The 12,402-nt window shown below is 60.1% G+C and carries 14 protein-coding genes; 8 read left to right on the top strand and 6 right to left on the bottom strand.

The window, feature by feature from the left end:
- The coding region (locus HMPREF2807_RS07765) for an HNH endonuclease signature motif containing protein (protein ID WP_198531391.1) at positions 1-789 on the top strand (789 nt) is incomplete at its 5' end.
- Positions 790-1,015: 226 nt separating this feature from the next.
- On the opposite strand, the gene gatA is transcribed toward HMPREF2807_RS07765, so the two are convergent.
- Positions 1,016-2,500, bottom strand: a complete 1,485-nt coding sequence (gene gatA, locus HMPREF2807_RS07760; protein WP_070511620.1) for an Asp-tRNA(Asn)/Glu-tRNA(Gln) amidotransferase subunit GatA — start codon at positions 2,498-2,500, stop codon at positions 1,016-1,018.
- A gap of 2 nt (positions 2,501-2,502) precedes the next feature.
- On the bottom strand, positions 2,503-2,805 hold the full coding sequence (gene gatC, locus HMPREF2807_RS07755; RefSeq protein WP_046649343.1) for an Asp-tRNA(Asn)/Glu-tRNA(Gln) amidotransferase subunit GatC: 303 nt from the start codon (positions 2,803-2,805) through the stop codon (positions 2,503-2,505).
- Positions 2,806-3,015: 210 nt separating this feature from the next.
- Here gatC and HMPREF2807_RS07750 point away from each other — a divergent pair, with 210 nt between their 5' ends.
- Positions 3,016-3,675, top strand: coding sequence for an ACT domain-containing protein (locus HMPREF2807_RS07750; protein ID WP_070511619.1), 660 nt, complete (start codon positions 3,016-3,018; stop codon positions 3,673-3,675).
- On the opposite strand, the gene HMPREF2807_RS07745 is transcribed toward HMPREF2807_RS07750, so the two are convergent.
- From HMPREF2807_RS07745 to ligA, 3 genes are read right to left on the bottom strand one after another with little or no spacing between them, the layout of a single operon-like run.
- Complete coding sequence (locus tag HMPREF2807_RS07745) at positions 3,668-4,426, bottom strand: HAD family hydrolase (protein WP_070511618.1); 759 nt, start codon at positions 4,424-4,426, stop codon at positions 3,668-3,670. The two genes, HMPREF2807_RS07750 and HMPREF2807_RS07745, sit on opposite strands and share 8 nt — an antisense overlap.
- Positions 4,423-5,193 carry an HAD family hydrolase gene (locus HMPREF2807_RS07740; RefSeq protein ID WP_070511617.1) on the bottom strand — a complete coding sequence of 257 codons (771 nt, stop codon included), beginning with the start codon at positions 5,191-5,193 and terminating at the stop codon, positions 4,423-4,425. The genes HMPREF2807_RS07745 and HMPREF2807_RS07740 overlap by 4 nt, the downstream gene beginning before the upstream one ends.
- Positions 5,190-7,214: an NAD-dependent DNA ligase LigA gene (ligA, locus tag HMPREF2807_RS07735; protein WP_070511612.1), complete on the bottom strand. Its 2,025-nt coding sequence runs from the start codon at positions 7,212-7,214 to the stop codon at positions 5,190-5,192. Before ligA ends, HMPREF2807_RS07740 begins: the two co-directional genes overlap by 4 nt.
- A 127-nt stretch (positions 7,215-7,341) precedes the next feature.
- On the opposite strand from ligA, the gene HMPREF2807_RS07730 reads away from it, so the two are divergent.
- The 6 genes from HMPREF2807_RS07730 to HMPREF2807_RS07705 all read left to right on the top strand — a co-directional run bounded on the left by HMPREF2807_RS07730 (position 7,342) and on the right by HMPREF2807_RS07705 (position 11,358).
- Positions 7,342-8,013 (top strand): 3'-5' exonuclease, encoded by a 672-nt coding sequence (locus HMPREF2807_RS07730; RefSeq protein ID WP_049157228.1) that lies wholly within the window; start codon positions 7,342-7,344, stop codon positions 8,011-8,013.
- 63 nt (positions 8,014-8,076) lie between these two features.
- Positions 8,077-8,589 (top strand): ArsR/SmtB family transcription factor, encoded by a 513-nt coding sequence (locus tag HMPREF2807_RS07725; RefSeq protein WP_070511611.1) that lies wholly within the window; start codon positions 8,077-8,079, stop codon positions 8,587-8,589.
- Complete coding sequence (locus HMPREF2807_RS07720) at positions 8,589-9,587, top strand: serine hydrolase domain-containing protein (protein ID WP_070511609.1); 999 nt, start codon at positions 8,589-8,591, stop codon at positions 9,585-9,587. Before HMPREF2807_RS07725 ends, HMPREF2807_RS07720 begins: the two co-directional genes overlap by 1 nt.
- Before the next feature lie 9 nt (positions 9,588-9,596).
- On the top strand, positions 9,597-9,860 hold the full coding sequence (locus tag HMPREF2807_RS07715) for a hypothetical protein (RefSeq protein WP_049157231.1): 264 nt from the start codon (positions 9,597-9,599) through the stop codon (positions 9,858-9,860).
- A 21-nt stretch (positions 9,861-9,881) separates the two neighbouring features.
- The gene (locus tag HMPREF2807_RS07710; RefSeq protein ID WP_049157232.1) at positions 9,882-10,145 is read left to right on the top strand and encodes a hypothetical protein; all 264 of its coding nucleotides are present in this window, start codon (positions 9,882-9,884) and stop codon (positions 10,143-10,145) included.
- 82 nt (positions 10,146-10,227) lie between these two features.
- Entirely contained in the window at positions 10,228-11,358 is a 1,131-nt protein-coding gene (locus HMPREF2807_RS07705) for an ATP-binding protein (protein WP_046649331.1), read from the top strand.
- 22 nt (positions 11,359-11,380) lie between these two features.
- On the opposite strand, the gene HMPREF2807_RS07700 is transcribed toward HMPREF2807_RS07705, so the two are convergent.
- On the bottom strand, positions 11,381-12,337 hold the full coding sequence (locus HMPREF2807_RS07700) for a DUF1963 domain-containing protein (protein WP_046649330.1): 957 nt from the start codon (positions 12,335-12,337) through the stop codon (positions 11,381-11,383).
- Positions 12,338-12,402 lie beyond the last annotated feature (65 nt).

The raw sequence follows: 12,402 nt of genomic DNA, 5'->3' as shown, positions 1-12,402 counted from the left end.
ACGTACCGGTTTTCTTCTAACGGCACCTCAGCCTGGCTGGAACTGCACTGTGATGAAGACACCGGCATTAAACTCGACGCCTTCATCCACCACACCGCAACCAAGCACGATCTGACGATTCCGGAGGCAGTCATAAAACTGCTCTCCGGTGAGATTAAGCCTCCAGCTACTGTGGTGTTACACACCTATCAGGCCTGCGACATTGAGGATGCACCAACCTTTATTGAAGGCTTCGGCTGGCGGGCTAAGCCGATGCCGCATGATAAGACCCGGGACTTAACCGGTGACGTCGCCGAAGCCGATGGCTACCAACCAGGAATCATCATGCGCAAACATGTCGAAGGCCGTGACGGGACCTGCCGGGTCGGCGGGTGCGGCAAACCAGCTTTCCTTAGCCAGTTGGATCATCGGCATAACTGGGCTGAAGGCGGGCCGACCCACCCGAAGAACCTGGCGTGTTTATGCCAGGGTCATCACAATATGAAAACCGATGGCAGCCTCAAATACCTGCTGGACCCCTACAGCGGGGATGTCATCTGCCTGTTTGAAGACGGTACTTGGACTATCACCGAAGCCGACGGGCCGCTAGCACCAAAACAGAAACGGTGGGCACAAACAGTAGCCCAACACATCACCGCCACCAGAAAACGCGTACGCGAGGAAGCCCAACACTTAAAACAAGAACTCGACGACTACGCACAACAACAAGCCAAAGCCAAAGCCGAAGCCGAAGCCAAGGATGAGAGCAAGACCAACGCTGATGCCGGCACCGACGACATCCCCTTCTAAACCCCGTCGTTCCAGACGACGAAGAACTCAGACACACTCCGCGGAGGCTGAACCCAGACTCGTCGTTTCAAACGACGAAACCCGACCAAGGAAACCGAAAGGAAAAGAGAAAGACTACGAACCAACGAACCCACACCGTCGAATAAAACGACGAAGGCCGGCGGCCTCCCACGTCAGTGAAAGACCCCGGCTCATGCGCACTACGGGCTGGCCCGAAGTGTGTCTACTACTTGCGCCCTGCTTCGTAGGCGGCGCCGACCTTGTACAGGCGGTCATCCTTAAATGCCGGTGCCATGATCTGCAGGCCGGTGGGCAAGTTGGTGTCGGATGCCATTCCGGAAGGAACGGACATGCCGCACACGCCGGCGAGGTTCAGCGGCAGGGTGCACAGGTCGAAGTTGTACATCTCCATCGGGTCCTCAACCTTCTCGCCCAGCTTGAAGGCTGTGGTCGGGGTGGTCGGGGAAACGAGGACATCGACCTGCTCGAAGGCACGCTCAAAGTCCTGTGCAATGAGGGTGCGAACACGCTGCGCCTGGAGGTAGTAGGCGTCGTAGTAGCCGACGGACAGGGCGTAGGTACCCAGCATGATGCGGCGCTTGACCTCGGGGCCGAAGCCAGCCGCGCGGGACAGGGACATGACCTCTTCCGCAGAGTGGGTTCCATCATCACCCACGCGCAGGCCGTAGCGCATGCCGTCGAAGCGGGCCAGGTTGGAGGAGACCTCACACGGCATGATGAGGTAGTAGGCAGCGAGAGCGTCATCGAAGTGCGGGCAGTCGACCTCAACGATCTCTGCGCCCTGAGACTTCAGCTGCTCAACGGCTGCATGGTACGCCTCCATCACGCCCGGCTGCCAGCCATCGCGCTCGAATTGCTTGATCAGGCCAACCTTGACGCCGGACAGATCGCCGTTAGCGCCCTCCTTGGCAGCGGCGACTACCGGCGCGACCGGCTTGTCCACGGAGGTGGCGTCGAAGGAGTCGTGGCCGGCAATGATTTCGTGCAGCAGTGCGGTATCCAGGACCGTGCGGGCGGTCGGACCAGCCTGGTCCAGGGAGCTTGCAGCGGCGATGAGGCCGTAGCGAGACACCGTGCCATAGGTCGGCTTTACGCCCACGGTGTTCGTCAGAGCGGCCGGCTGGCGAATAGAGCCACCGGTGTCGGTACCGATACCCAGCGGAGCCTGACCAGAAGCAAGGGCTGCCGCGGTACCACCACCGGAGCCACCCGGGGTGCGCTCGGTGTCATAGGGGTTGTGGGCCGGACCGTAGGCGGAGTTCTCGTTGGAGGAGCCCATCGCGAACTCATCGAGGTTCGTCTTGCCCAGGATCGGGATACCGGCCTCGCGCAGCTTGGTCACCAGCGTGGCGTCATAGGGTGAGACCCAACCTTCCAGCATCTTGGAGGCGGCGGTTGTGGGGGCGTCGGTAGTCACCAGCAGGTCCTTGAGCGCCAGCGGCACGCCAGCCAGGGCAGAGGCTGGTTCTTCGCCGGCGTCGAGGGACTTATCGACGGCGTCGGCAGCCGCCAGCGCTTCCTCAGCACCAACGTGCAGGAAGGCGTTGAGTTCACCATCGGTCTCCGCGATTCGGTCCAGGAAGGCCTGAGTTACTTCGCGGGAGGTGAGCTCGCGGGAGTGAATCTTCTCAGCCAGCTCGGCGGCGGTCAGTGCGGTAATGCCCTCGGTGGGCGCAATGAATTGTGCCATTCTTATTCGTCTCCTCCACCCAGAATCTGCGGAACCATGAAGCGGTCATCCTCGGTCGCGGGCGCCTGATCCAGAGCCTGCTCAGCGGTGAGGGTGCGCACGATGACATCCTCACGCATCGGGGCGTTAACGGAGTGCGGGTGCGACATCGGCTCCACACCTTCAGCCTCGACCTTGCCAACCGCGGACACCGAGTCCACGATCTCGTCGATCTGCGCGGCGAACTGTTTTAGTTCTTCCTCGCTCAGGGCCAATCGCGACAGCTTTGCCAGGTGCGCGACCTCGTCACGCGAAATATCAGACACGCGAACTCCATCCTTTTATTCATTGAGACGGTTGATAGCTAAGCACCCATGGTACTGCACGGCTGGTGCCACGCCACCACCACTCCTCCCCCTACACACCACTGAAGCTATTGAATAGTATTCGATACGTTGGGTACCATCGATCAAGTTGTACAAACTATTCGCATCAGCGATTTCCCTACCTAGTCATCTTCCCCCAGAAAGAACGATATGTCGTATCTCGTCCGTGTCCTACTCCCTGACACTCCCGGCAGCCTTGGCCTCCTCGCCAACGCGATGGGCAGCATCGAGGCCGATATTCGTTCCGTGGATATCGTGGAGAATTTCCCGGACGGCACGGTCATGGATGACATCGTCCTCGATCTCCCCCAGTCCACCATGGCTGATGAGATCATCACCGCTGCACAGACCGTGGAGGGCGTAGAAGTTGACTCCATCCGCCCCTTCAGTGGACGCGTTGACCGCCGTGGGCAGATCCACGTGCTGGCTAAGGTGGCTTCGCAACACAACGTCACCGCCGCGATGAAGGAGGTGTGTGCAGCAATCCCGAAGGCGCTGACCTCCAATTGGGCCATCGTCATTGCTAATGACGACAAGATCAGCCGCATTGCTGCCTCCGACGCCGCGCCTGCCGACGACGGCTCGATCCCCACCGACCTCAACATCACCTCGGCGCGCGTGCTCAATCCGGAGAAGGACACGTGGATTCCTGAGTCGTGGACGCTGATCGAATCCGCGCTGGCTGCCGCTCCCCTCGTGGGCACGAAGTATGTCGTCGTCATGGGCCGCGTCGGCGGACCGGACTACCTTGCCTCCGAGGTCGAGCACTTGGGTGACTTGGGCGCTATCTTGGGCGCCTTCCTCACCTAGTTAGCAATGCGTTGAGTCCCGCGGCGACGTCAGGAACCACGTGGTCCACCTCGTCGGTAATCTGCGTTCCCGGGAACGTGAAGGACTCGGTGGCGATGGAGTGCATCGAGAGATCGTTAAAGCTATCGCCGAAGGTGTAGAGTTCAGCTCCTTCGTGACCGAGGTGGCCAAGCAACCGCGTCAAGCCCTCGCCCTTGTTGTGCCCGGGCGGCATGATGTCGTAAAAGTCGCAGTTGAACGAGGACTCGACTGCACAATTCGCGCGGACCCACTCGTCGACCTCGCGGCGCAGCTCAGCGTTGCCTGGAATCCACAGGGACATGAGAACGGTGCTGCGCTTGGCGACGTCCCCCGGATCCATCACTTCCGTATTCGCCACCATCGAGGATTCCCGGCCAGCCAGCCCATCCCACACCACCTGGTCTGCTCCAGACAAGCCTGTGAGGTAGATATTCAACGGCAGCCCAGTGAAACGGTCGATGACGGCTTGGACGATATCACTGGGCAGGTGCTCCTCGTGGAGGATGGAGTAATCGCCGTCCGTGATGACGGTGCCGTTGTAGAGCACGTGGTAATCCAGCTCCACGCCGAATGGCTCAAGGGTGTTGCGTGCATTGGCGATGGACTTGCCCGTCGCGGAGATGGCGAGGTTGCCAGCGGCCCGCCACGCAGCGATGGCTTCCTTTACGGCCTCAGTTATGTCTTCGTTGACGTAAACGGTTCCATCCATGTCCAAAGCCGCAATCTTCATGCCCCGTAGTGTATTAGACCTTTCACGGCCGAGTCCACCACCGCGGTGCACGCCTCCTGGATGTCGGGTTGCGCCCAGGGGAAGGTCAGGGAGACGTCGGCAAGCGCGTGCATAGGCAGGTCATTGTGACCATCACCTAAGGTGATGAGCTCAATCTCGGAACGCTCGCGGCTAAGATGTTCAAGCAGCCAAGTCAAGGCGAAGCCCTTGTTGTGGCCGGGCGGCGTGATATCGAAGAAGTTTCGGTTCATCGCGGTGCCGACGGGAAAGCGGTCCGTCACCCACTGCGCAATCTCTTTCTGTAGCTCTGGGTTACCCGGCGTCCAGGCGGCGACGAGGGGGAAGACTTCTTTTTCGATGTGCTCGGGTGAAACTGGAACGGGCTCGCTGATGATGGGATTGTGCACGCCCTCCACGTTGCGCACGAGGTGGCCGTCGGGGCCTTCCAAGCGCGTGCAATACAGGTCGAGCTTCGGGATATCACGAACCCGCTCATACACAGCGCGGACTACTTCGGGCGGCACGTGGCTTTCATAGAGCAACTCATAGTCGCCATCCATAATGACGGTGCCGTTGCACAGCAGGAAGTAATCGAACTCGACGCCGAAAGGCTCAAGCGCACGCCGCGCCGAGTGCGGCGACTTACCCGTGGCCACGACGGCGAGGTTGCCTGCAGCGCGCCACTGCGCAATGGCCTCTGGGACTTCCTCAGGCATATACCCATCGAAGTAGATGGTGCCGTCGAGGTCGAAGGCGGCTAGCTTCATGCCTCGCCCGTTTCCAGCAGACGGGTGAAGCCCTCTTCATCCAGGATGGTCAGCCCCAGATCGCGGGCCTTCTGTTCCTTGGATCCGGCATTCTCTCCGACCACGACGTAGTTCGTCTTCTTAGACACCGAACCGGATGCCTTTCCGCCGCGGGTGATAATGGCCTCCTTGGCCGAATCACGAGTGAAGTTCTCCAAGGTACCGGTCACCACCACGGTGATGCCTTCAAGGGTCTGCGCCGGCTTATCGCTGGCTTCCTCCTCCATGGTGACCCCGGCGGCGGTCCACTTCTGCACGATGTTGTCGTGCCAATCCACCTCGAACCACTGCTTGAAGGATTCCGCGATGATGGTGCCCACACCATCGGTATCCGCCAGCTCCTCGACCGATGCTGCGCGCAGCACTTCCATGGAGCCAAAGCGGGTGGCTAGTGCACGTGCCGCAATGGGGCCGACGTGGCGGATCGACAGCGCGACGAGCACCCTCCAGAATTCAGCCTGGCGGGCCGTCTTGAGGTTCTCCAGCAGCTTCTTACCCGAAGCATTGAGCGCGCCCTTCTGCGTGGTGTAGACCGAGGATTTGAGGAGTGCTTGTTCATCGAGATCGAAGAGGTCCGCCTCATCCTTGAGCACTCCGGAGGAAATCAGATCCGCGGCAGCCTTCTCCCCCAGCTCGCCAATGTCGAGCGCCTTGCGGGAGGCCAGGTATTCCAGGCGTGCCGCCAGCTGGGCCGGGCAGCTACGAGTGTTCGGGCAGCGCCAGTCCTGGTCGCCTTCCTTCTGCGGAGCCAGCTTCGTACCACAGGCAGGGCAATTCTCCGGAAAGACCCATTCAGTCTCGCTGCCATCGCGCTTGTCCAGAACGGGGCCGAGGACCTCAGGGATGATCTCTCCGGCCTTGCGGATGATGATGGTATCCCCGATGAGGACATTCTTGTTCTTGACCTCGAATTGGTTGTGCAGGGTGGCCATGGAAACGGTCGAGCCGGAGACGAAGACCGGCTCCATGATGGCGAAAGGCGTCACGCGCCCGGTACGTCCCACACCGACCTCGATGTTGAGCAGCTTGGTGGTGACCTCCTCCGGCGGGTATTTATAGGCAATAGCCCAGCGCGGCGCGCGCGAAGTCGCGCCCAAGGCGCGCTGGCTGGCCAGGTCATCGACCTTGATGACAAGCCCGTCCATTTCAAAGTAGGCGTCGTGGCGGTGCTCCTCCCAGTACGTGACCCGCTCTTGTACCTCCTTGGCTGTGGTGACCCGCTGGGTATAGGGAGACACCGGAAATCCCCAAGCCTCTAGGGCCTTGTAAGCATCGTGCTGCGAGGTGGGCTGGAATCCCTCGCGCGCGCCAATGCCGTGACAGACCATGTGGAGCCGACGCTTCTTGACGTCCTCTGGGTCCTTCATGCGCAGCCCGCCCGCCGCCGCATTACGGGGATTGGCAAAGGTGGGCTTGCCGTCTTCGCGGCGCGCGGAGTTGATCTCCTCAAACTCATCCGGGCGCATGTACACCTCGCCGCGGACCTCGACCAGGGAGGGAACCGGATACTCTTTGGTACCCGTCAGCTCGTGCGGGATATCGGGGATAACGCGTGCATTGGCGGTGATGTCCTCGCCCACACGACCATCACCGCGTGTGGCGGCCGTAGCGAGCTTGCCATCGCGGTAGACCAAATCAATGGACAGGCCATCAATCTTGAGCTCGGTCAGATAAGCCTCGGCCGGCGTGCGGTCCAGCCAGTCCTGCAGCTCATCCGTACTGAAGACATTGTCCAAGCTGTACAGGCGTTCCAGGTGCTCGATATCCACAGCGCCTTCGGGGGCTGCGCCCACCTGCTGGGTAGGCGAATCCGGGGTCTGCAGCTCCGGGTGCTCCGCCTCAAGCGCCAGCAAGCGCTGGAAGAGCGCGTCAAAGTCCGCATCCGGGATTGACGGCTCACCGTTGTAGTACAACTCACGGTGCTTGCGCACTTCCTGGGCAAGCTCGGACCATTCGCGTTGGATATCTACTGCATCACTCACGAGTCACTAGTGTAGCGGGGCTACCGGACATGCCTATGACCTGCGGATGGTCATTCTGCAAGAGTTCGTCCGTCATTCTGCAGCACTTCCACAGTGCGTGTCCGAGCCGGGCGCTAGAGTGTTGTCCATGAACTTCGACGCCACCCGCATGCTCTCCTTCGACCTCGAAACCACCTCCGTGAAGCCCAAAGAAGCCCGCATCGTCACCTCTGCCCTGGTGCGTATCGACGGGCGCGAAGTAGACAAGCGGGAAATGCTCGCCGACCCCGGCGTGGAGATCCCCGAGGAAGCCGCCAAGATTCACGGCATCACTACTGAGAAAGCCCGCGCGGAAGGTCGCCCCCACGAGGAGGTGCTCAAGGAGACGGTCGATTCCATCTATCAGGCCTGGGACGAGGGGCTCACGCTCATCGTCTACAACGCCGCCTACGATCTCTCCGTCTTGCGCGCGCTGACCGGGGACTTCACGGTCAACGGTCCGGTGTTCGATCCTTTCGTCATCGACCGCGTTAAGGACAAGTGGCGCAAGGGCAAGCGCACCTTGGAGGAGGTCTCCGCCCACTACGGCGTGGAGTTGAGCAACGCGCATGAGGCGACTGCCGACGCCCTCGCTGCCGCCCGCGTGGCCTGGAAACAGGTGCGCCAGCACTTCCCCGAGCTAGCACAGATGGATACCAACGAGCTCATGGAGTACCAGGCCGTCGAGTGGTACAAGGACCGCGAATCCTTCAAGAAGTACCTGGAAGGCCGCGGGCGGGACGCCTCGGATGTGTCCACCGCGTGGCCGATGATTTCTTAACCCCAGCACCCAATCCTCAACTACCTCTTGCCAGGTTTCTAGATTTCTGGAATTCTAGAAATCATGGAAACGACAGTCGAAGCACGCCTCGCCGAACTCGAAGCGCGCGTAGCCGTGCTTGAGGGGCGCACCAACACTGCCGACGCCGGCCCCGCATCCACCACTGGAGAAAGCTCGGCCTACTGGCTGGTCGACGCCCTCGCACCCAACGAGCAGCTTCCCGACGGCTCCATCATCTTTGGCGGCAACATAAACGTCGGCAAGCGCACTTATGCCTATCAATGGCAGCGCCCCACGAACTTCGTCACCGACGAGGATTGGGCAGAAAACCTCGAGCGCCTATCCGCCCTTGCCCATCCAGTCCGCGGCGAAATCCTGCGCCGCCTGCTCGCCGCACCCGCGACAGCCGCAGAGCTTGTCGAAGAAGACATCGTCTCCTCTACCGGCACCGCCTACCACCACTTGAGCGCGCTGACCCATGCAGGCTGGACCACGAAGTCTGGCGGCGAGTATTCCATCCGCCCCGCCCGAGTTATCCCCCTTCTCACCATCATCACCGCGAGCGAGGACCACTAATGCGTAGAATATCCCTAGCCGTCATCGCTGCCATTGCCGTTGCAGCCATCCTGCTCATCACAGGGCCGCAAAGAATTGCTCTGGCACAAGACAAAACTGGCGACGAAGCCTTAGCTGCCCAGTTGGAAGAGCACTCAGAGTCCGGCTTCCACAACCTCACTGCCTTTACCCTCCAAGACGGCAAGGTCACCTTTGCGGGACTGGGCAGCGACGAGCACACGGAGGTCGAAATCGGCTCCGTGACCAAGATGTTCACTGGCGAACTGGCCCACCAGCTCGTCGAAGAGGAAAAACTGAGAACTGACACCACTGTGGGCGAGGTCCTCAATGTTGGCGATGCGCCCGTCGCTGACGTCACCCTCCAAGAATTGCTCGACCACACCTCTGGCCTACCGCGACTGGCGAGCGCGAGCCTCCTCAGCAATCTCGCCTCGGGTGTCACCGGCTCGAACCCCTATGAAGGCGAGACCGTAGAGGACATCGTGGCTGCCGCCACGGAGGCCGAACTAAAAGACCGCGGTAAAGAATCCTATTCAAACCTTGGCTATGGGCTCCTGGGCCACATGCTCGAGACCGTTGACGGGCAACCTTATGAACAGATGCTCAAAGAACGCATCTTCGAGCCAGTTGGCATGACAGAGACCTATCTCATGACGCCGGGCTCAGTACCTGACGACGCTCCACGCGGCCTAACCCCCACCGGCCGCCACGCTGAGCCGTGGGAGATGGAAGGCTCCGCACCCGCGGGAGCCATCCGCTCCACGGCAAGTGACATGGCCAAGTTCGCCGAGTGGTTCATGGACAACGGCGATACCGACTACGGCTGGCAGCCTCCCAGCGAAAACAATGCTGGGTACTGGCACAACGGCGGTACATACGGTTACTCGACGATGCTCATCATCGAACCAGAGACCAAACGCGCTGCCTTCGCCAACAACGATTCCCTCGCCGGTACCGAAGACCTCGCCCAAGCTCTATTCGACGAGCTCGGATCCTAAGGAGACACCGTGTTACTCACCATCAGCATGATCGTTATCATCGCCTCCCTTCTATGGTCCGCATGGAAGGCATTCACCACCCCAGGGAAGACAGTCCCGCGCGTTGTTTCCGTAGCAATCACTGCCTTCGTCATCGTGCTCATCGGATATACCTTGCCCTGGAATGCGGACCTCCACTTCTTCTGGTGGTATGGCCTCGTCGCCGCATGTGCTGTGTACGCCGGTGCGGTGGCCTGGCGGGCTATGGATTCGAAGCCCGCAAGCACAATCTAAGTCCTCCCGTAGACTGACGTTATGACTGCTCCCGCTTACCGCACGGTCCATATCCACGACGTCAATCCCTCCGTAATTGCCACCCTTCAGAAGCGCGCTGACGCCGCTGAAGTTTCCTTGGAAAACTACCTGCGCGATCTCCTGACGACCACAGCTTCACGCCCTGAATTTTCGCCGCGTCCCAGCGTCCAGGAAAAGCTCGCGGAGCTCACCCAGCGTGACCCTATAGCTATAAACGGCGATTTTGACATCGTCGGCGCCATTCGGGCGGGGCGGGACGCCTAATTCCACCTGGGGGACGAAAGTCTCCCAAATCTCCGCTTTTAGAAAAGTCTCCCAAATCTCCCAATGCCCTAGGATTGAGACTATGTCCCCACATGAGAACCCATTCCGCCCCACCTTCGGCGTTCCACCACTCTTTTGGGTTGGGCGCACGGCAGTGCTCGACACCTTCCGGGCTGCACTCGACTCCCAGCCGGGCAGCCCGGGCCGCTCGCTCATCATCAGCGGTGCCCGCGGTATCGGTAAGACGGTTTTGCTCAATGAGCTCGAAGATATCGCTTCTAGCCGCGGGTGGATTACCCTGCGGGCCTCGGGACGCAGCTCCTTGGTGGAGGAACTCGTGGACACCACCATCCCGCGCATCATAGACAAGCTTGCCCCGGCGGATAAGAGCAAGGTCAACCGCGTCGGTATTGGCGGCCTGGCAACCATCGGCATCCAGCACAACACCGAGGAAGCCTATAAACCGACGTTGAACACCCGCCTGCGCGAGCTTTTAGGCCTGCTCAAAGGCACTGGCGTACTGCTCACCATCGATGAAGTGCAGGACGCAGACGCCGAGGACCTCACCTCCCTGGCCGTGACCTACCAAGACTTGGTGCGCGATGAGCTCGATGTCGCTATTGTCGCCGCGGGCCTTCCGCAGGGAGTCAACCGCCTGCTGGACCTGCCGGGTGTGACCTTCCTGCGCCGCGCGCAGAAGTTCGTTCTGGGGCCGCTCTCCCCCGCGAACGCCAAGGTGGCCTTCACAGAAACCGCGGCGCAGTCCGGACTCGAATTCACCGAGGATGCGGTTGCGGCTGCGGTGCGGCTGTCCCGAGGCTACCCCTACATGGTGCAGCTGGTGGGCTCATTGGCCTGGGGAAAGGCGCAGCGCGAGGGTGGAAGCCGCATCGAGGAGGGTGACGTCGCGGCAGTGTCAGCCGAGGCGATCTCGGTTCTCGGCGCCCAGGTCCACCAGCCCGCTACCCTGGCGCTTCCGCCAGCGCAGCGCCTCTTCCTCGAAGCGATGAGCGCGGTTATGGAGAACGGCACGGCGGAAATCAAGAACATCGCCGCTCACCAGGACCGGACGGTGCGCTCACTGTCGGCCACGCGCCAAAGGCTTATCGACGCCGACCTGATCGAGCCCACCGCACACGGCCAACTCCAGTTCGTCATCCCTTATATGGAGGCCTACTTCACCGCGACGGACAGCCTGGGGAGGATTGATTAAAAGGGAAATTGGGGAAGCAAAACTAGCCGCAATCCCAGTAAAAGACAGCACCATCGGCCCTGCCAGTGTTTTCGGAGCGGTACACGACAGCCTCGCCAGCCTGCATTTTCTTCAATGCGTCCGGGTGCAGAAATACGTGGGCCACACCGAGGTCACCCCACATGGCCTCGAAAGGAAGCTCTTCTTCTTCCAGATATGTGGAATCGATTTCTAGGAAGTGAACGTACCCTTCAGGCTGCGTAGGGTCTTGTGCGAAGGCTGGGAAACCGCCAAGCATAATGTCGCTTTGGTTTCTGGCTGCGGCTCGCAACTCAACCAGCTCGTCAAAGTAATCAAACTCTTCAAGAAAGTCATCGCCTTTTCTAGACTTCAAAGCCTCGTACACTGCATAGTCGGTGGGAGGGACCATTGCCACTGCACTAGACAAGGAGATCGGAGAGTTCATAACCTCCCCAAGATCCTTGCTAAACGGGGAACAAAAATCCTCGTGCTTTTCATCGAAGGCAGCAGGCTCCGCGGTATGAGGTCCAGGAAAGCTGTGGTTGCCAAAGCCTTCCGCAGGCTCAGGGATATAGCGAATTTCCATGCCATCGCCAGGCGAATCCGAATCGAAACCGCCGAAGAACGGATCAGCACCGACGAAGAGTTGAAAAATTCCTGACTCCGGAATCAATCCGTCGAGAGTTGCTTCGCTTTCCGACGCCCCCTCCGCACGCACATGACAGACAATATCGGCAAAATTTAGCTGAATGATATGGAGTAATGGCTGACCGTTCTTTGAAATGGGCCATGTCGAACCTTCCGGAAGATACGGTCTACCTCCGAAGTACGAGCCATGTTCGGTGGGAGTGCCGTTGGAGTAGGGAAGGACGACGCCTGGCTTGGCAAGTTGGATTAGGTCATCGGCATCTTCGGAGACGAGCTCTCCGGACTCGATCATCGAACGTAACGCTTTAACCTGTGCTGTGAACTCTGGCATGGCAGGTGGTTCTTTCTCTAGGACAACGAGGGATTTAATCAGGGATTATCCTTCAAAAGAAAGCA

It is taken from the genome of Corynebacterium sp. HMSC074A09, assembly GCF_001811545.1.
Lineage (GTDB): Bacteria > Actinomycetota > Actinomycetes > Mycobacteriales > Mycobacteriaceae > Corynebacterium > Corynebacterium hiratae.
This window is presented reverse-complemented; position numbering and strand designations above follow the sequence as displayed.